Origin of the sequence: Lentzea aerocolonigenes (genome assembly GCF_000974445.1) — a bacterium.
In the GTDB taxonomy this organism is placed as follows: domain Bacteria; phylum Actinomycetota; class Actinomycetes; order Mycobacteriales; family Pseudonocardiaceae; genus Lentzea; species Lentzea aerocolonigenes.
In genome coordinates this window covers 465184-483292 of record NZ_BBOJ01000002.1, presented here as the reverse complement: position 1 = coordinate 483292, position 18109 = coordinate 465184, and the positions used below count along the sequence as shown (strand labels likewise).

The following is an 18109-nucleotide window of genomic DNA, read 5'->3' as shown; positions in this document are numbered from 1 at the left end:
CGTACCTCCGGGGGCCGAACTACGAAGTTGATGTGACGCGGACGCTACTCAGGGGGTCTGACAATTCTTTACGGTCTGCTTAAAGTCCTGATCAGACCCCCTGAGCGTGCGTCACGTGTGGAGCGACTCGAGCTCGGAGAGGAGTTCGGAGGCGGTGATCGGGTCGACCTGGAGGGTGGCCGGCGCGTCCTTCTGCACGGACCAGTAGGCCCTGCCGGTGGCCGAGTACCAGAGGCCGGTGAACTTGACCTCGGGGAAGACGTCGATCGCGCCCACCGCGATGCCGGGGTCCAGGTCGGCGATCAGGGCGCCGCCCGAGGGCAGTGGGCGGGTGATCCAGCACTCGACGCCTGCGTCCTGTGGTTGACCGCGGACCCAGCCCTTCTTGGTGAGGCTGAGGATCTTGCCGATGGGGTGGGGCACGTCGCAGTACTTCTTCAGGTGTGCCAACAGGTCTTCGTCCGGCGGCACGACGTGCAGCGGGCGGTTCAGTTGCGGGAAGGGCTGGAGGATCTCGTAGTCGGCGAAGACCTCGCCCCAGGCTTCCAGCGTGCCTTGGAGGTCGGCCGGGTGCGCCACTCGGACTGCGGCGGTCTCGGGGAGGGTGAACTCGTCGTCGTTCGAGTCGGCGAGGGTGCGGTCTTCTGCCAGGCGGAACGAGACGCCCTCGTCAGTGATCCAGACCAGGCGCCGGACGATGTGCCACAGCAGCGGGTGGCCTGCCAGGACCGTGTAGAACTCGGCCGCGGTCCACGTCCGCTGGTCCACCATCGCCCGTTCGAGGCGGTGGATCTGGTCGGACGCCACGGTGCGGACGTCCTTCTTCAAGGCGGCGAAGCGCTTGTGCTCCAGTGGTGCCTGGTCCTGGGCGTCTTTCGCGCCGGGTTTGGGCAGGTCCTTGCGGCGCTTGCCGTCGGGGTCGAGGACGTAGGGCTTGAGCTGCTCGTCGAAGCCGACGGTGAAGCGGCGCGGGCCGTAGTCGATCACCAGTGAGGCTTCGTCGTCGAGGCCGAGGCGGGGGACCAGGCGGTCGGCCAGCTGGTCGCGGGACAGGCCCAGTTCGGCGGCGATCTGCGAGACCTTGTCCTGGGCTCTTGTCTTGAGGCCCTTGAACTTCACCTTCTCGGCGATGCTGTTGAGGTGGGACAGGGCGACCTCGGTGCCGATGTCGGCGAGGACGTCCAAGCCCGTCACGGCCTTGGCGTGCTGGCTCTCGCCCGGCCAGTTGCGGATCAGCGGCGACAGCGCGCGGACCGTCGAGTCGTCGCCGAACCAGCCGAGCGCGGTGAGAGCCCAGCCTTCCTTCGAGGGCGCTCCCACTTCCTGCCAGCGCTGGAAAACAGCCCACGCGAACTCCGCGAGCGAGGCGCGGTCGAGGGCGTCGCGGGCCACCGGCAGGCCGGCGTACAGGTCACCCGGTTTGGACAGGGCCGCCGTCATCAGGAGGTGGTGAGCGGCTTCAGGTGAAAGAGCGTGCTTGCGGTCGCTCAGGAGGACCTGGGGCAGCAGCCTCGTGTCCGCCCATTCACCGATCACCGGCAGCTTGGCCGGCAGCACGTCGACGGGGTCGACGGCCAGGAAGGTCTGGAGAGCGGCGGCCGCCGCAGCATTCGGTGCCAGCGCGACCACGTTCACTCCCAGGCCGTGCAGGTGGCGGAGGGCGGTCTCGGCGTTGCGCCTTGGTGCTCCCGGCTGACCCAGGGCGGCGGGGATGAGGAGACGGGCCGCCGTCTCGCGGTGCCGCGACAGCCAGTCCAGCGCGACCTTGCGCACCTGCTTGAGCCGCACCAGCCAGTCCGCCATCAGGGTGGCCACTTCCGGTGTGGCGAAGGGCAGCACGACGACGGCGGTGTTCGCGTTCGACTCGACGATCCGCAGCAGCGGAGGCAGCGCGTCGAAGCCGAACTTGGCCGCCAGCAGCTTGCCCGTTTCCTCGGCGCTCCAGCTGAGCTTCGGCTCCCAGCCGGCCAGCAGGTGCCGCACCTCGTCCTCGGGAGCCTGGGCGAACAGGTCGCGCATGCGGTAGCCGATCCGGCCCGCCTTGAACTCCGCCAGCAGGTCCTGCCAGGGCACGTGGGTGTTCCAGTCGCCGGACGTGAGCCACTCGTCCCGCTCACCCGGCTCCCAGACGATCGAAGGTGCCGGCGACGGGAGATCTGGCACCACCACGGGCTTCACCGGCGGCTTGCGGTGCACCCACGGCGGCGAAACCAGCAGCGACGGCAGCAGTTCCGCCGGGGCCTCCGGGAGCGTGGCGGACTCGATCGCGGTGAAGCCTGCCGGCACCTCCAGGTGCGAGTGCGTCGTCAGGTGCACGCTCAGCAGCTGCCGGACCTCGGCGTTCGCGGATGCCCGCTCCGCCAGCAGCCGGGCGGCCCGTGCCGGGAACGCCGACATGGCGGACAACAGCGCCGGGCGCACGTACTTGGTGTCGAGGCGGTCGAGCAGGATCGTGAAGGCCTCGTCGGTGGGAAGCATCGCGAGCACCTTCAACGCCTGCTTGCGGCTCTCCGCACGCTGGTAGCTCCGGTCGAGCTCCGCCGCCAGCAACGGCGCGACCGCCGGACCCAGGACGTAGAGCGCCGTGTGCAGGAGGAACGCGGGAGCGGTCACCGTGGCCTGAACCTGCTCGAACTGCTCCTGGGTGCCGGCACTGCAGGGAAGCATCCACCACTGCGAGTTCGTGTTCGGCTCGTCGCACGCCTGCTGGAACCAGTCGGCTCGGGAAGGCACCAGGTACGCCCGGGAGAGCTTGGCACTGGCGCCCCCGAGGCGGTCCAGCGCGGCCTCGGCGGCTTCGCGCTCGGCGTCGTCCGCGACCGCGAGCGCGTAGCGAACCGCCGTGAGCATCTTGCCCTCGACGCTGTCGAAGATGATGTGGAAGTGGCTGCCACGGGACTGCAGCCGCTCGCCGCCCCACGTGTGCTGGCTTGAAATCCACGTCGGGACGGAGGCCAGGCCGGTGAAGTGAACCGCCGCCTCGGCGGCGAACACGACGCCGTGGTCGGCGATCCAGGCGTGCACGGACTCCAGGCCGCTCGCGATGATCGCCGCGATCGCGGCCGCTCCGACCGGATCGGGCCGGCCGGCGAGGTGTTCCCGTGCGGCTCGCACGAGATCCGGTTCGGAGGCCGGATCGGACAGCACTCGTTCGATCGTGGTCGCGGTCTGCTTGCCCACTCGGCGACGGGCCGTCGCTGCGAGCTCGTCGTCGACGGCGAAGACCGGTGCCGGGTCGAAGCCGCGCTGCCGCACGACATCCCTGAGCCACGCCTTGGGCATGACCCAGGTGTCCTCGTCGACGGCGGCGGGCTTCTCCGCGGCGGGCGCGGCGACAGGTTGCTCGGACGCCTCGCCGGTGACGGCGCGGTAGCCCTTCTTCTCCTTCTCCGCCACCAGTTTCGCGACGTGCGCCTCGGCTGCCTCCGCGGACGCGAGCTCCTTCGTCTGGGTCTGGCCGGCCGTGTCCAGCCGTCCGAAGCGGACGGTGACCGTCACCCCGTCCGTCCCCACCTCCCAGAACTTGGCCGACCCGCCGGAGACGAGCTCCCACCTGCGCACTGACGTACCCCCTGAATCCGATCCGGAGTTTGCTGGCCGATCAAAAAGAACTGGAACGTCACGCATGCAGTGACTCCAGCTCCACGAGGAGCTCGGAGGCGGTGACGGCGTCCACGTCGAAGCGGGCGGGCCCGCCGTTGCGGGGAGCGGTCCAGTTGCCTGCGCCGCTCGGCGAGAACCACAGCGAGCTGAACTTCAGCTCGGGGAACATGTCCACCATTCCCACCGTGATGCCGGGATCGAGGCACGCGACCAGGGCGCCGCCGGACGGGAGCGGGCGGGTCATCCACGACTCGCAGCCGTTGTCCTGGGGTTCGCCGCGGACCCAGCCCCGCTTGGTGAGGGCCAGGACCCTGCCGACCGGCATCACCCGGTCGACGTACTTGTCCAGCTGCGGGACGTTGTCGCCGGGCGCGAACGCGTGCGTCGGGCGGTTGAGCTGGGCGAAGGGTTGCAGGATCTCGTAGTCCGCGAACACCTCGCCCCACGTCTGGAGGGTGTCGCTCAGGTCGACCGGGTGGGCCACGCGGACGGTGGCGCCTCCGGGCAGGGTGATCTCGTCGTCCTCGGCGTCGGCGAGCGTGCGGTCCTCGGCCAGGCGGAACGAGAGGCCTGTGTCGGTGATCCAGACCAGGCGGCGGACCAGGTGCCAGAGCAGCGGGTGGCCGGCCAGGACGGTGTGGAACTCCTCGGCGGTCCACGTGCGCTGGTCGACCATCGACCGTTCGAGGCGGTGGATCTGGTCGGACGCGATGGTGCGGACGTCCTTCTTCAACGCGGCGAAGCGCTTGTTCTCCTTGGGAGCCAGCTCCTGGTCGTCCTTGGTGCCCGGCTTCGGGAGGTCCTTGCGGCGCTTGCCTTCCGCGTCGAGGACGTAGGGCTTGAGCTGCTCGTCGAAGCCCACGGTGAACTGACGCGGTCCGTAGTCGATGACCAGCGTCGCGGCGTCGTCGAGGCCCAGGCGCGGAACCAGGCGGTCGGACAGCTGGTCGCGGCTCAGGCCCAGCGCGGCGGCGATGTCGGACACCTTCTCCTGGGCGCGGGCCTTGAGGCCCTTGAACTTCACCCTCTCCGCGATGCTGTTGAGGTGGGTCAGCGCCACCTCGCTGCCGATCTGGGCGAGGACGTCGAGGCCCGTGACGGCTCTGGCGTGCTGGCTTTCGCCCGGCCAGGCGCGGATGAGCGGCGAGAGGCGGCGCACCGTCTCGTCGTCGCCGAACCAGCCGAGCGCGGTGAGGACCCAGGCGTCCTTCGACGGCGCGTCCACGTCCTGCCAGCACCCGAAGACCGCCCACGCGAACTCGGCGAGCGAGGCGCGGTCGCACGCCTCCACGGCCAGCGGCAGGCCGGGGTAGATAGCGTCCTGTTTAGACAGTGCGGCGGTCATCAGGAGGTTTTTCGCGGCGTCTGCGGACAACGCGGTGGCACCATCCTCGAGCCGCACCTGGGGGAGCAGCTTCAGGTCGGCCCAGTCGCCGATCACCGGCAGCTTCGCCGGGAGGACGTCGAGCGGGTCGATCTCGATGAGCGTGCGGATCGCGGCGCCTGCCTCGGTGCTGAAGGAGGTGGCGACGGCGATGACGTCGACACCGGTTTCCAGGTGGAGGTGGCGCAACGCGAGCTCCGCGTTGCGGCGTCTGGGACCTGCGACGCCGAGGGCCGGTGCCAGCAGGAGGCGGGCTGCGGCTTCGCGGTGCCGGGCCAGCCAGGTGATGGCGAACGCGCGCGCGGTTTTGAGGCGCGCCAGCCAGTCGGCCATCATGTCCGCGACCTCGGGCGTCGCGTACGGCAGCAGAACGACACCCGACACGTGCGGATCCCGCGCGGCCAGGCGCAGCATCGCGGGCAGGGCCTCCATGCCGAACCGGGCCGTGATGCGCTTGCCCCAGTGCTCGCTGCCCCAGGTGTCGCTGGGAACCCAGTCCGCGAGCAGCGGGAGGGCGAGCTCCTCAGGACCCGCCACGAACAGCCCGTGGTCGTGGTAGCGGTTGTTGCGAGCCCGGATCGCCGCGGCCATGGCCTTCCAGTCGTGGACCCGCGCGGTCCAATAGCCGCTGGGCTTCCCCCACTCCTCGCGCTCGCCGGGCAGCCACGTCAGGTGGGCTGCCGGCACCGGGACGTCCTTCAGCACCAAGGGTTTCGGCAGCGGGCGCCGGTGCGCCCACGGCGGTTCGGCCAGCACCCGCGGCAGAGCCGAGGCCGGCGCGTCCGGCAGCGGTTCGGGCAACTGGACCGGCGCCTCGACTCCGGGGTGCCTGAGCAGGTGCGCCCGCAACAGGTTGCGGACGTCCGGGTCGGTGGCGGCGCGGGGAGCCATCAGCCGCGCGGCCCGTGCGGGGAACGCGGCCATCGCGGACAGCAGCGCGGGCCGCACGTACCGTTCCCGCAACCGGTTCAGCAGCATCATGAAGGCCTGGTCCGTCGGCAGCGCGGCGAGCATCTCGAGTGCCAACTTGCGGCACTCCGAGCCCCACTCGACCTTCGCGCGCAGCTCGGCGTCCAGCAGCGGTGCGAGTGCGGGACCCAGGACGTACATCGCGGTGCACATGCCGATCGGCGACCAGATCAGGTGCCCCTGGCGCAGGCGGCCGAGCTGCTCCGCCGTGCTCGCCGCGCAGTGCACCATCCAGTACGGCGCGTGCTCAGCAGCGTTCGCCTCCTCGAACCAGTCGTGCCGCGTCGGGGCGAGGAATGCGCGAGCCACCTGCCCGAACCAGGTGGTGCCGACCTTGTCGAGCTCCACCAGGGTCTGCTCGTAGGTCTCGTCGTCGGTCACGGCGAGTGCGGTCCTGGCCAGCACCAGCGCGCGGCCCTCGAAGGTGTCTTCGGAGAGGTGGTGCGGCAGGGAGTGGTTCAGGTGGTTGCCGAACCAGTTCTGGGTCTGCCAGTCCTTCCAGTTGTTGACGTGCACCGTCGCGAGGTGCACGGCCGCCGCGGCGGCGAACGGGAGGCCGAACTCCTCGATCCACCAGTGCAGCGGCGAGTCCTCGGTTTCGGCCACCCTGGCCAGGGTGGCGGCGCCCAGCGGGTCGGGGCGGCCTTCGAGCTGGTCGCGCAGTGCGCGGACGAGGGCCTGGTGGGACGACGGGTGGGTGAGGACCTCGTCGATCCTGGCGGTCTGGGTGGTGATGTGGGCGCGGAACTCCTGCGCCTTGGTGGGGTCGGGCGCGAACTTCGGCCACGGTCTGACGTCTCTTCGGCGCATGGCCTGGCGGAGCCACTCCGCCGGCATGATCCAGGTTTCCTCGTCTGGGGGAGGGGTGACTGGGGAGGCTGGAGATGGGGTGGCCGCTGTGGGAGGTTCCGCGGGTGGGGTGGTGGCTGTGGGAGGTGCGGTGGGTGGAGTGGCCGCTGGGAGAGGTGCCGCGGGTGGAGTGGTGGCTGCGGGAGATGCCGCGGGTGGAGCGGTGGCCGCAGTGGGAGATGCGGACGGCGGCGTGGTGGCCGCGGGAGGCTGGGTGGATGTTGCGGCGAGACGCGGCGTGGTCGGCGCGGGAGGGCCGGTGAGCGTCGGCGTGGTGGCCGCGGAAGCTTGGGCGAGTCGTGCGGTGGGCGGTGCGGTTGCTGGGGTCGGTTGGGCGGGCGGCGCGGGGGCTGCGGCAGGTTCGGCGGCCGTCGTGGCGACGCTCTGGTAGCCCTTCTTCTCCTTTGCCGCCACCAGCTTCGCGACGTGCGCGGCGGCCGCGTCCTCTGAGGTCAGTTCCTTCGTCTGGGTCTGGCCGGCGGTGCCCAGCCGTCCGAAGCGGACGGTCACCTCGGTGCCGGTGCGGCCGATCTCCCAGAACTTCGCGGAACCGCCCGCGACGAGCTCCCACCTGCGCACTGCTGAACCCCCTGAATCCGGTCGGAAGCTGATGTCCACGGACCGTACTCAGGGGGTCTGACAGTTTTTGGTGATCAGGTGAAGATGCTGGTCAGAGCTCCCACCAGACCGCTGTGTCCGGCGGGAGGAGCAGCTGGCCGTCGCGCACGCCGTAGTACGACGAGGCCAGCAGGGCGGCGCCCAGGTCGGGCAGGGGCACCACCTCGCCGGAGAGGTTCACCGCGCAGGCGATGCCGCGGTCTTCGGCGCGGCGCTCGAACCACAGGACGCCCTCGGGGCCGTCCACCCACGTGACGCCGTCGCCCGCGCCCAGGGCCGGGTGCTCGCGGCGCACGCGCAAAGCGTTGCGGTAGAAGGACAGCATCGAGTCCTGGTCGCCGGTCTGCGCCTCGACGCTGAGCTTCGCCCAGTCGAGCGGCTGCGGCAGCCACGAGCCGCCGGTGCCGAAGCCGAGAGAGGGGCCCGAGGTGGTCCACGGGAGCGGCACCCGGCAGCCGTCGCGGCCTCGTTCGGTGTGACCGGACCGCTCCCACATCGGGTCCTGGAGCAGCTCGTCGGGCAGGTCCAGCACTTCGGGGAGGCCGAGTTCCTCGCCCTGGTACAGGTAGACCGATCCCGGCAACGCCAGCATCAACGCCAGGGCAGCGCGCGCTCGGCGCACGCCGGTTTCTCCGCCGCCGTAGCGCGTCACGTGCCGTTGCACGTCATGGTTCGAGAGCACCCACGTAGTAGGGGCGCCCACCGGGGCCACTGCCGCCAGGGACGAGTCGATCACCGAGCGCAGGGCGTCGTGGTTCCACTCCGCGGTCAGGTAGTGGAAGTTGAACGCCTGGTGCATCTCGTCCGCGCGCAGGTACATCGCCGTGCGCTCGGCCGACGGTGTCCACGCCTCCGCCACGAGGACGCGCTCGCCCTCGTACGAGTCGACGACCTCGCGCCACTCGCGGTGGATGTCGTGCACGCCGTCCTGGTCGAAGAACGGCAACGGCTCCGTGCCCAGCAGCTTCAGCTGGTCCGCGTGCCCGATGTCCGGCAGGCCGGGCGCCTTGATCATCCCGTGGGCCACGTCGACCCGGAAGCCGTCGACGCCGAGGTCCAGCCAGAACCGCAGCACGTCGCGGAACTCCGCGCGCACCTCCGGCAGGTCCCAGTTCAGGTCGGGCTGCTCGGGCGCGAACAGGTGCAGGTACCAGGAGCCGTCCTCGACCCGCGTCCACGCCGGTCCGCCGAAGACCGACTCCCAGTCGTTCGGCGGCTGGTCGCCGACGCCCTCGCGGAAGATGTAGCGCTCGCGGCCACGTCCGGCCAGCGCCTCCTGGAACCACTCGTGCTGGTCGGAGCTGTGGTTCGGCACGATGTCGACGATCACCCGGATGCCGAGCGTGTGCGCGTCGGCGACCAACGCGCGCACGTCGTCGAGTCCGCCGAACTGGGGGTCGACGGCGCGGTAGTCCGCCACGTCGTAGCCGCCGTCGGCCATCGGCGAGGCGTAGAACGGTGTGATCCAGACGGCGTCGACGCCCAGGTCGCGGAGGTAGGGCAGACGCGAGCGGATGCCGGGCAGGTCACCGGTGCCGTCGCCGTTCGAGTCGGCGAAGCTGCGCACGTAGACCTGGTAGATGACGGCGTGGCGCCACCAGTCCTGGGACATGTCCATGCCTTCCGATGGGGTGTGTCAGCGCTCCAGGAAAGACGTTGCAAAAGTTTTCCGCAAGTCGGCTTGAGGTTTACTAAAGAAGAAGCTGATGTTCTGCAAACTTTTGCAGGCCCGAATAATGCGTTGCGGCCGTGCGGCGCCATCCGTCAGAGTGGATCTCAACGAACCGGAGGAAGGAGCCAGCCGTGATGCAGCACATGTGTCATCAGCACGTCTGGTGCTCCCCGGCATGAGTTGATCCGTGCCTTCCGGGGAGCCGTCCCGTCGCCGCAGCGACGAGGCGGCTTTTTTGTTGCCCGTTGGTCCAATCGGCACGGACGCCGCGCTCTGGACGCGGAGATCGAGGTTCGAGTCCTCGACGGGCAGCTGTGACCGAAGCCGAAGCAGTCGAGGCGCCAGGTCGTGGTCCTGGTCGAAGCCGGTGCGAGTCCGGTCGGTCACCCCATCGCGCGTGATCCGGTGGTCATTCGGGTCTCATGAGCCCGGAGTGCCTGGTTCGACACCAGGACGCGCGATGCCCGACCCACGTCACGACGGTCGTGAAACGCTCTGCAACAGCGTTGACACTGGGTTCGACTCCCAGGTGGGTCTCAAGGAGTGGAACGGGGAAGCCGGTCCGCGCGCCGGTCGTTGGCACGACCATGAGCGGCTTCGCGCAGGACTGGCAGACCTGGAAGACCGAGCGGGAGAAGGCACTGGCCGACCCGTACGGGTGGCTGGCGTTGGTTTCACTCGACTGGCTGGAAACCACCCCACGCGCCTATGACGGCCTACCGGGCGTGTGGTGGCAAGACGACGACGCCGCGTACTGGCAGGACGATGGCGAACCGCAGCGGTTCGAACTCGTCCAGAGCGGTCCCGGCACGCGCGTCGAGGCGGGTGACGTCGAGATCGAGATCGCGCGGCGCGGCGGGTACCTGATCCGCGTGCACGACCCGAAGGCCGAGGTGCTCCAGAACTTCCGCGGCGTGCCGTCGTACGAACCACAAGAACGGTGGGTGCTGGAGGGTGAATACGAGCCGTTCGACGCACCCATCCCCACGACCGTCGGTGCGGTCGTGGAAGGACTTAGTCACGTGTACGAGGCACCGGGTCGTGTGCGGTTCAGCTTCAACGGCACCGAACACAGACTCACGGCGTTCAACGGTCGCAACGGCGGGTTGAACATCCTCTTCACCGACGAGACGAGCGGCGTCACCACGTACGCGGCGAACCGGTCGCTGGCGGCGACCCCGGTGGACGGCAGGGTCGTCCTCGACTTCAACCGCGCGACGAACCTGCCGTGCGCCTTCACCGACTTCGCCACCTGCCCGCTGCCGCCTGCCGGCAACCGGCTGCCGTTCGCGGTCGAGGCGGGCGAGAAGACGCCGTACGAGCGCGGTTAGAAGAACTCGTCGAGCAACCGGTACCACTCGAGCCTGTCCGGGCGGGGGACGAGGCCGTAGGCGCGCTCGAACGCGGTTGCGGCCTCCTCGTCCAGTTCCCGGTGCACGAGCGCGAGGTCGCGGTGCCGGTCGGACACGCCCAGCCGCGACACGTCGATCAGCACGGTCGAGCCGTCCGGGCGCAGCAGCACGTTCGGCGGGCAGAAGTCCCCGTGCGCCACGACGAGGTCCTGTTCGTCCGGAGCCGTCGCGACCAGCCGCTCCAGCAGTTCCTCAGCTGTGACACCGCGGTTGTCGTCGTCGAAGTCGTCCGGGTCCACGAGACCGGCCTCGACGTTGCGCCTGGCCGTTTCCAGCACAACAGGAATCCTTGCGTCATAAGGGCACGACGCCACCGGTAACGAGTGCAGTGCGCGCAGCACCGCGCCCATGACGGATCCGGCCACCACCGGTTCCGCGGAGGCGAGCGACGGGGCGCCGACGTCCGCCAGGACCAGCCAGCCGTCCGCGAACGCCCGGATCTCGGGCACTTCGAAGTGCTTGCCCAGCCACAACAACCGGTCGCGTTCGGCCGACCCCGCGCGCTTCACGTAACAGGAACCCGCCCGCCACGTCTCGCCGGACATTCCTTCGTGGTCAGCCGACCACACCGCGTCCGCGCCGACCGCGTGCACGATCTCCTCCGGCATCTCCACCTCGTCATTGTGACCGGGGTGCCGCGCTAGCTCTCACACCCGATGCCGTCTCCATTGCTGTCGAGCTTGTAGACGTCGGGACCGATGACGCGGATCGGGCCTCGGACGTACTGGGGCCCGTCTCCGCTTCCGCCTTCGCAGTCGACGTCCTTCGCGATCGGCACGCACGGGCTGTAGCTCGCGTGACAACTCGGCTGCGGGGCGGGTGCCGGAGGTTGCGGGTTGGGCTGCGGCTGCGGATTGGGCTGAGGCTTCGGCTGTGCGACCGCCGGGGGAGCAGTGGTCGTCGTAGTAGTTGTCGTGGTGGTGGTCGACGTCGGACTGCTCGTTGTCACCGCAGTCGTCGTGGTGGTCGGCACGGCCGTGGTCGTGAGTCCGGCCGCCTTGTTCACGTCGGACGGACTGCCCATCACCCCTGCAACAACAACAATCGCGATGAAGAACGCGAACAGGCTCGCCGCACCGATGGCCACCGGCGGCACCCACGACCGTGAGCCCGCGACCGGCACCACCGCACCACGGGGAACCTCCCGGGGCATCCGCAGCACGATCTGCAACAGCCCGTTGCCGCCACGCTGGACCAACGCGGCGCACCCGGTCGCTCCGCCGCCGGACTCCACGTGCATCAGCACGGGCGCATACCGTTGCGACATCAGGAAAGTCAGCTCGCCGACGCGGTACCCGTCGAGCCGCACCTCGATCCCGCGCTGGCCGCGGTACTTGCCGGCGGCGATCGTGCACCACGTCAGGTGCACGGCGACGTGCCGTGACACGCCGTCCGGAACCGCGTACCTCGCGAGCACCTCCTGGTGGTGCTGCTCGCCGGTGACGGTTACCGTCACCTCGCCGGGCACCATCACCAGACCGGCGGCCGAGTTCTCGATCACTGTCGCAACTCCCTCGGGGGTGGGGGCGTACCGCCTGACCATCGGGGGATTGCTTCAGGTGTTACCGGGAGTGCGTGCGGACGGGGCCGAACGAGTGAAGATCAGGCACTCGCCCGACGGACGAGCGACGTCGGCAGCAGCAGCGACGGCGGCAGTCCCGCCTCGCCCGCCAGCTCCGCGAGCAGCCGCCACGTCATCGTGCGGCCCAGCTCCTCGACGTCCTGCCGGATCGTCGTCAGCGGCGGCGTCGCGGTCGCGGCGAACACCGAGTCGTCGAACCCGACCACGGCCACGTCCTCCGGGACGCGCTTGCCGTGCGCGTGCAGGACCTGGAGCGCGCCCAGGGCCATGATGTCCGCGGCGACGAACACCGCGTCGAGGTCGGGGGCCTTGCGCAGCAACCGTTCCATCGCCTTGGCGCCGCTTTCCGGCGTGAAGTCGCCGTGTGCCACGAGGCCGGAGGGGAGTTTGGCCTCGCTCAGCCCGCGTTTGAACCCGCTCAGGCGGTCCGCGCCGACGGCCATGTCCTTCGGGCCGGCCACGGTGGCGATCCGCTTGCGGCCCAGCGAGGCCAGATGCCGCGCGGCTTCGAGCGCGCCGGTGAAGTTGTCGGCGTCCACGAACGGCACGGTCGCCCCGAGCGGGCGGCCACCGGAGACGACGGGGAGGCCTATCTCGTCGAGCATCGGGACCAGCGGGTCCTCGCCGTGCAGGCTCACCAGCAGCGCGCCGTCGACGTGCCCGCTGCTGAGGTACGTGACCAGGTCCTCGGTGTCCGACGGCTGGGTCATCATCAGCAGCAGCTGCATGTGCCGCCCGGCCAGTTCCGAGTGGACCCCGCGCAGGACGCCCGCGAAGAACGGGTCGCCCAGCACCCGGCCGGTCGGCTCGGAGACGACGAGGGCGATCGCGTTGGCGCGGTTGCCCGCCAGCGCGCGTGCGGCCTGGTTCGGGCTGTAGCCGAGCTGCGCGATGGCGGCGTGCACGGCCTCGCGCGACTTGGCGCTGACGTACTGCTCGTCGTTGATCACGCGCGAGACGGTCGACTTCGACACCCCGGCCACCCGCGCGACCTCTTCGATCCGGGTGCCGGGACGTCGCTTCGCCGTCTCGGTCATGCAGTCATCTTAGGCCGCTTGGCCGTTCCATGATCTCGCCATGCCAAGAGTTTCGAAGATCGCTCGCACAAATCCCGCACATGTTCCGCACAGCCGCCCCGTGGTCTGGCACGATGCCCACCCGAGGAGGGTCAGTGCGCTATCGGCTTCTTGGGCCGCTGCAGATCTGGCGCGGGGGCGTGGAACTGCGGCTGGGTGGACCCCGGCAACGGGCACTGCTGGCAGCGTTGGCACTGCACGCCAACGACACGGTCAGCTTTGAACATCTGGTTGAGGCGGTGTGGGAGTCTCCGCCCGCGGCGCCGGAATCGAACATCCGCACGTACGTGGCCGCCGTGCGCAAGCTGGTGCTGGACGACCTCGTCACGGTACCCGGCGGTTACCGGCTCAGGGTGCCGGACGACGAGGTCGACGTCGGCGTGTTCGCACGGCTGTGCGCCGCCGGTGACGAGGCGCTGAAGCAGGGTGATCACCGCGCGGCGGTCTCGCGGTACGAACAGGCGCTGGCGTTGTGGCGGGGCCCTGCGCTGGACGGACTCGCGGTCGGGCCGCGCCTGGAGGCCGAGCTGACCCTGCTGCAGGAACGCAGGCTCACCGTCGCCGAACAGCACGCGCGCCTCGCCATCGAGCTGGGGCAGGGCGAACGGCTGATCGCCGAACTGCGGCGGCTGACCAAGCAGTTCCCGTTGCGCGAACAGCTGTGGCTGCAGCTCATGCACGCGTTGCAGCGGGCGAACCGGCCGGCGGAAGCGTTGCAGGCGTTCGAGGAACTGCGCGTGCTGCTGGCCGAGGAACTGGGCACCGATCCGGGCGCTGACCTGCGAGAACTGCACGAACGGCTGCTGCGCGGCGACGAACCGCGGCCCGCGCTGAACACACTGCCCCGCGACGTCGCGGACTTCACCGGCCGCACCGCCGAGATCGAACGGCTGACCAGGGCCGTCACCGGGAAGTCGGCCGTGGTGATCTCCGCGATCGACGGCATGCCCGGCGTCGGCAAGACGACCCTGGCCGTCCACCTGGCACACCGCCTGGAATATCCGGACGGTCAGCTGTTCATCGACCTGCACGCGCACACTGCGGGCCGTGCGCCCGTCGAGCCGACAGACGCGCTCGACGTGCTGCTGCGCGCGCTCGGTCTGGAGGAGATCCCGGTAGGCCTGGACGAACGGGCCTCGCTGTGGCGCGCGGAGCTGTCCAGGCGACGGCTGCTGGTCGTGCTGGACAACGCGGCGAGCGCGGACCAGGTGCGGCCTCTGCTGCCCGGCGTTCCCGGCTCGTTGGTGCTGGTCACGTCACGTGCGCGGCTGGTCGAGCTGGAGGGCACGTCGACGCTCACCCTCGACGTGCTGTCCGAGGCGGAGGCGTTGCAGCTGTTCGCCACGATCGTGGGCGACGAACGCGGCACGGACCCGGCGGCGCACGAGATCGTGGAGCTGTGCGGCAGGCTGCCGCTGGCCGTGCGCCTGGCCGCCGGACGGTTGCGCAGCCGCCCCACCTGGACGACCGCCCACCTCGCGACGCGGTTGCGCGAGGGACGATTATCCGAACTGGACGCGGTCTTCGCGTTGTCGTTCGGCCAGCTCCCCGCAGGACACCAGCGGCTCTTCGGCCTGCTCGGCCTGCACCACGGCACCGATTTCGACGTCCACCAGGCGGCCGCGCTGGGCGAGCTCGACCTGCTGGAGTGCGACGGGATGCTCGAGGACCTCGTCGACGTGCACCTGCTGGAGGCGACCACGCTCGGCCGCTACCGGATGCACGACCTGCTGCGGCAGTACGCCCAGTCCAGGGTCGACTCGTCGCGCGAGCCGCTCACCCGGCTGCTCGACCACTTCCTGGACACCGCGAACCAGGCCACCCGGCTGATGTCGCCCGCGGCCCGCAAGTACGAGGTCGACATCTCCTACCGGCCCGAGTCACGGCTCGTGCTGCGCGACTACGACCACGCCGTCGAGTGGCTGGAGACCGAACGGCAGACGCTCGTCGCCGCCGTGGCCCTGTCTCTCGACGGTGACTGGCGCACACACACGTGGCAGCTCGCGCGCGCGATGACGTTCTTCTGCATGGTGCGCGGCCACACCCGTGACTGGGCCACGATCAACGAACTGGCGCTGGAGGCCGCGAAGGACGACCCGGCCGCGCTCGCGATCACCACGAAGAACTACGCGATGGTCTTCTGGCAGATGGCGCGCTACCAGGACGCCATCTACTACAACGAGCGCGCGATCGAGATGCTCCGCGAGCAGGGCGACCTGCAGGGTGTCGCCGGCACGCTGAACAACCTGTCGCTGGTGTACCGCACCCTCGAACGGCACGCGGAGGCCGCGGAGCTGCTGGAACAGGCGATCACCGTGGCCAGGGAGCTGGGCGACCGGCACCTCGAGTCCCAGGCGATGAGCAACGTCAGCAACATCTACAGCGCACTCGGCCGCTACGACGAGGCGCTGGAGGCCTGCACGTCGGCGCTCACCCTGATGCGCGAGATGGGCAGCCGCCGCGACGAGGCCGACACCCGGAGCGCGCTGGGCATGATCCTGCACGCCATGGGCAGGCACGAGGAGGCGCTGGAGGCGTTGCGCTCGGCGCTCGCGGCCGTGCGCGCGATCGGTGACGTCACCACGGAGACAGTGGTGCTCAACTACCTCGGCGACGTGCTCACCGCGGCCGGACGCCCCGAGGAAGCCCTGGCGCCGTTGCGGGAGGCACTCGACCTGGCGGAACGGATCGACGACCGGCGTGAGGCCGCGAACGCGCACAGGCACCTCGCGAAGGCGGTCGCGGACCCCGCCGAGGCGGCCCGGCACCGGAAAGAGGCCGAAGAGAGGTTCGCGGCGCTAGGCGCCGAGTGACCGCGGACCGGGCTTGCCGCCGGGCAGCACGGCACCGCGCGGCAGTCCGTCCCGCAGCAACGGCAACAGCTTGGGGTGCTTGCTCATCAGCACCGCCGCCGTGCCGTTGCGCTGCTGCGTCCTGCGGCAGAAGTGCGGTGACAACGGCACCCCGAGGTACGCGTGCGCCCGTGGGCCGTACACGACCACGTCGCCCTGACCGCACCACGCCGCGGCGACCGGACCGCCGTCCGTCCACACGTACCCCTCGACGTACACGCCACCCTGATGACGCGCCGCCTCGCTGAAGGCGTCGCTGAACGTCACCTGCGGTTGCAGACGCGTGCGCGCGTTGGCGGTCCACCAGCTGCCGACGTCGAGGACCAGGCCCTCCATGCTCGCGTGCGCCCACTCCGAGTCGTCCACGAGCGTGCGGAACGGCGCCTCCAGCTCGGTCAGCGCCGCCGTGAGCTCCTCCACCCGCTCATGGTGCGTCGCCGGGGGAGATCTTGCTGCCCGAAGTGGAATTCGCCTGCTACTTGATGGTGATCGTGATGCTCAGCTCGACGGAGCCCGCGACGCCGGTGATGACGCCGTCCCCCGCCTTGTTCCCGGCCTGCAGGCGAGCCCGGAACGTGACGGTCTCGCCCGGTTCCAGCGTCTCGCCGCCCTCGCAGACGACGGTGCCCTTGCCCGCCGGACATCCCACGAACCCCGCGGACAGTTTGCCCGGCCCAACAGTCTTGATCTTGTCGGGCATGGTCAACGTCAACGTTGGCAGCGTGGTGGGGCCCGTTCCGGTGTTGGTGAAGCTGATGTTCATCTCGTTGGGAGGGCCCTCGGTCGCCATGGCGATCTCGCTGGGCGCGGACGCCGACAGCTGGCCTTCCCCGGCGGCCGCGACCGACGAGATGGTCGGCGCCGGCCGGTTCGCCGCGCTCGACCCGACCGGTGGGGCGGTATTGGCCGCGCTGCCCGTCGGCGTGCTGCCGGAGGTCTGTCCGACGCCGGACGACGAACCGGTCGGGGCGGTGGCACCCGCCGAAGTGCTCGACGTGACCGGTGGTGCGGCGCCGGGGGTGTCGGACGGGTTGTCGGAGGTGACCACGCCCGACGCGGCGACGACCACGACCGCCGCGGCCGAGGCGGCCATCCCGACCCAGGACGCCGCGCTGATCGTGACCGCGCCCTTGGTCGCGGTCGCGGCCGCGGCCAGGTAACCGGCGGTGCCCGTGCCGAGCACGATGGGCGCGACGAGACCGCGCAGCGCACCGTTGACGTCGGACAGTTCGCTCGCGAGCTTGCGGCATTCGGCGCAGTCGTCCATGTGCGCGTCGAGCTGGACGGCTTCCCGCCCCTTGAGCCCGCCACGCGTCCACGCGCCGAGCTTCGTCACCGTCGCACGGCACCGTTCCGCGGGCTCCTGGTTCACGTGCGCCTGGAGGAACGCCTTGCGCAGGCCTTCCCTGGCGCGGAACGCCATGGCGGACACGCCGTTCGCGGTCAGCCCCAGCAGCGGCGCGATCTCACCGGGGGACTGGCCCTCGATCGCGGTGTGCCACAACACGGTCTGCCACCGCTCGGGCAACGTGGCGAACGCGGAGGCGGCCAGCTCCTGGTCGAGGTCCTCCACCGCCTTGTCGCGGAAGGGAACGCTGGTCGCCCTCGTGGCGCCGGGGACCTCCTCGACGTTGCCCGCCAGTTCGAGCCGCTTCTCCTTGCGCGTCCGGTCGTACGCCGCGTGACGCACCGCGGTGAGCAGGTACGGCCGGAACGCCGAACCGGGGCCGCCGCCGGACCGCAGCGCGGTGAGAACCTTGGCGAACGCGTCGGCCACCAGATCGTCGGCGTCCGCGGAGGACGTGGACAGTTGCATGGCCAGAAGGTTCGCGGACCGCTTGTGGCGTTCGTAAAGCGTGCCGTACGCCTCGACCTTGCCGTCTCGGACGGCATCGATCAGGTCGGCATCCGACGGCGGTCGTCCACGCTGCCCGATCAAAGAAAGCCGCCTTACGTCATGCCCGGCACTGATACGCGGACCCTATCGAGATGACTCAACGCGAACAATCCACGCATACGAAACTGATGTAATAAAAGAGGTTTAGGGCAGGCCTAAGTCTTGACCAACTGGGGCCGGATGGCCCTGGCGCAG

At 70.1% G+C, this 18109-nt stretch carries 10 protein-coding genes and 1 tRNA gene; 3 read left to right on the top strand and 8 right to left on the bottom strand.

Annotation, left to right across the window (positions count from 1 at the left end; translation table 11 throughout):
• Positions 1–111: 111 nt before the first annotated feature.
• The 3 genes from AOM45_RS05850 to AOM45_RS05835 all read right to left on the bottom strand — a co-directional run bounded on the left by AOM45_RS05850 (position 112) and on the right by AOM45_RS05835 (position 9035).
• The gene (locus AOM45_RS05850) at positions 112–3561 is read right to left on the bottom strand and encodes a DUF4132 domain-containing protein (RefSeq protein WP_030470661.1); all 3450 of its coding nucleotides are present in this window, start codon (positions 3559–3561) and stop codon (positions 112–114) included.
• A gap of 58 nt (positions 3562–3619) precedes the next feature.
• A complete protein-coding gene (locus AOM45_RS05845) occupies positions 3620–7384 on the bottom strand; it encodes a DUF4132 domain-containing protein (RefSeq protein ID WP_030470662.1) in 3765 nt (1254 codons plus the stop codon).
• A 91-nt stretch (positions 7385–7475) separates the two neighbouring features.
• Positions 7476–9035, bottom strand: a complete 1560-nt coding sequence (locus AOM45_RS05835) for a glycoside hydrolase family 13 protein (RefSeq protein ID WP_030470663.1) — start codon at positions 9033–9035, stop codon at positions 7476–7478.
• 299 nt (positions 9036–9334) lie between these two features.
• Between AOM45_RS05835 and AOM45_RS05830 the strand changes: the two genes are divergently transcribed.
• Positions 9335–9407 (top strand) — tRNA-Gln (locus AOM45_RS05830).
• 275 nt (positions 9408–9682) lie between these two features.
• A complete protein-coding gene (locus AOM45_RS05825) occupies positions 9683–10426 on the top strand; it encodes a DUF1684 domain-containing protein (RefSeq protein ID WP_030470664.1) in 744 nt (247 codons plus the stop codon).
• Here the strand turns inward: AOM45_RS05825 and AOM45_RS05820 are convergent.
• The 3 genes from AOM45_RS05820 to AOM45_RS05810 form a co-directional block, all read right to left on the bottom strand.
• Complete coding sequence (locus tag AOM45_RS05820; protein ID WP_236703176.1) at positions 10423–11115, bottom strand: aminoglycoside 3'-phosphotransferase; 693 nt, start codon at positions 11113–11115, stop codon at positions 10423–10425. The genes AOM45_RS05825 and AOM45_RS05820 overlap by 4 nt on opposite strands.
• A 32-nt stretch (positions 11116–11147) precedes the next feature.
• Entirely contained in the window at positions 11148–12008 is an 861-nt protein-coding gene (locus tag AOM45_RS52135; protein WP_035912112.1) for a hypothetical protein, read from the bottom strand.
• A 101-nt stretch (positions 12009–12109) separates the two neighbouring features.
• The gene (locus AOM45_RS05810; protein ID WP_030470667.1) at positions 12110–13126 is read right to left on the bottom strand and encodes a LacI family DNA-binding transcriptional regulator; all 1017 of its coding nucleotides are present in this window, start codon (positions 13124–13126) and stop codon (positions 12110–12112) included.
• 134 nt (positions 13127–13260) lie between these two features.
• Here AOM45_RS05810 and AOM45_RS05805 point away from each other — a divergent pair, with 134 nt between their 5' ends.
• Complete coding sequence (locus tag AOM45_RS05805; protein WP_051784227.1) at positions 13261–15978, top strand: AfsR/SARP family transcriptional regulator; 2718 nt, start codon at positions 13261–13263, stop codon at positions 15976–15978.
• Here the strand turns inward: AOM45_RS05805 and AOM45_RS05800 are convergent.
• Both AOM45_RS05800 and AOM45_RS05795 read right to left on the bottom strand, forming a co-directional pair.
• Positions 15964–16437 carry a hypothetical protein gene (locus tag AOM45_RS05800; protein WP_030470669.1) on the bottom strand — a complete coding sequence of 158 codons (474 nt, stop codon included), beginning with the start codon at positions 16435–16437 and terminating at the stop codon, positions 15964–15966. The two genes, AOM45_RS05805 and AOM45_RS05800, sit on opposite strands and share 15 nt — an antisense overlap.
• A gap of 55 nt (positions 16438–16492) precedes the next feature.
• A complete protein-coding gene (locus AOM45_RS05795) occupies positions 16493–17956 on the bottom strand; it encodes a sigma-70 family RNA polymerase sigma factor (protein ID WP_030470670.1) in 1464 nt (487 codons plus the stop codon).
• Positions 17957–18109: the final 153 nt, after the last annotated feature.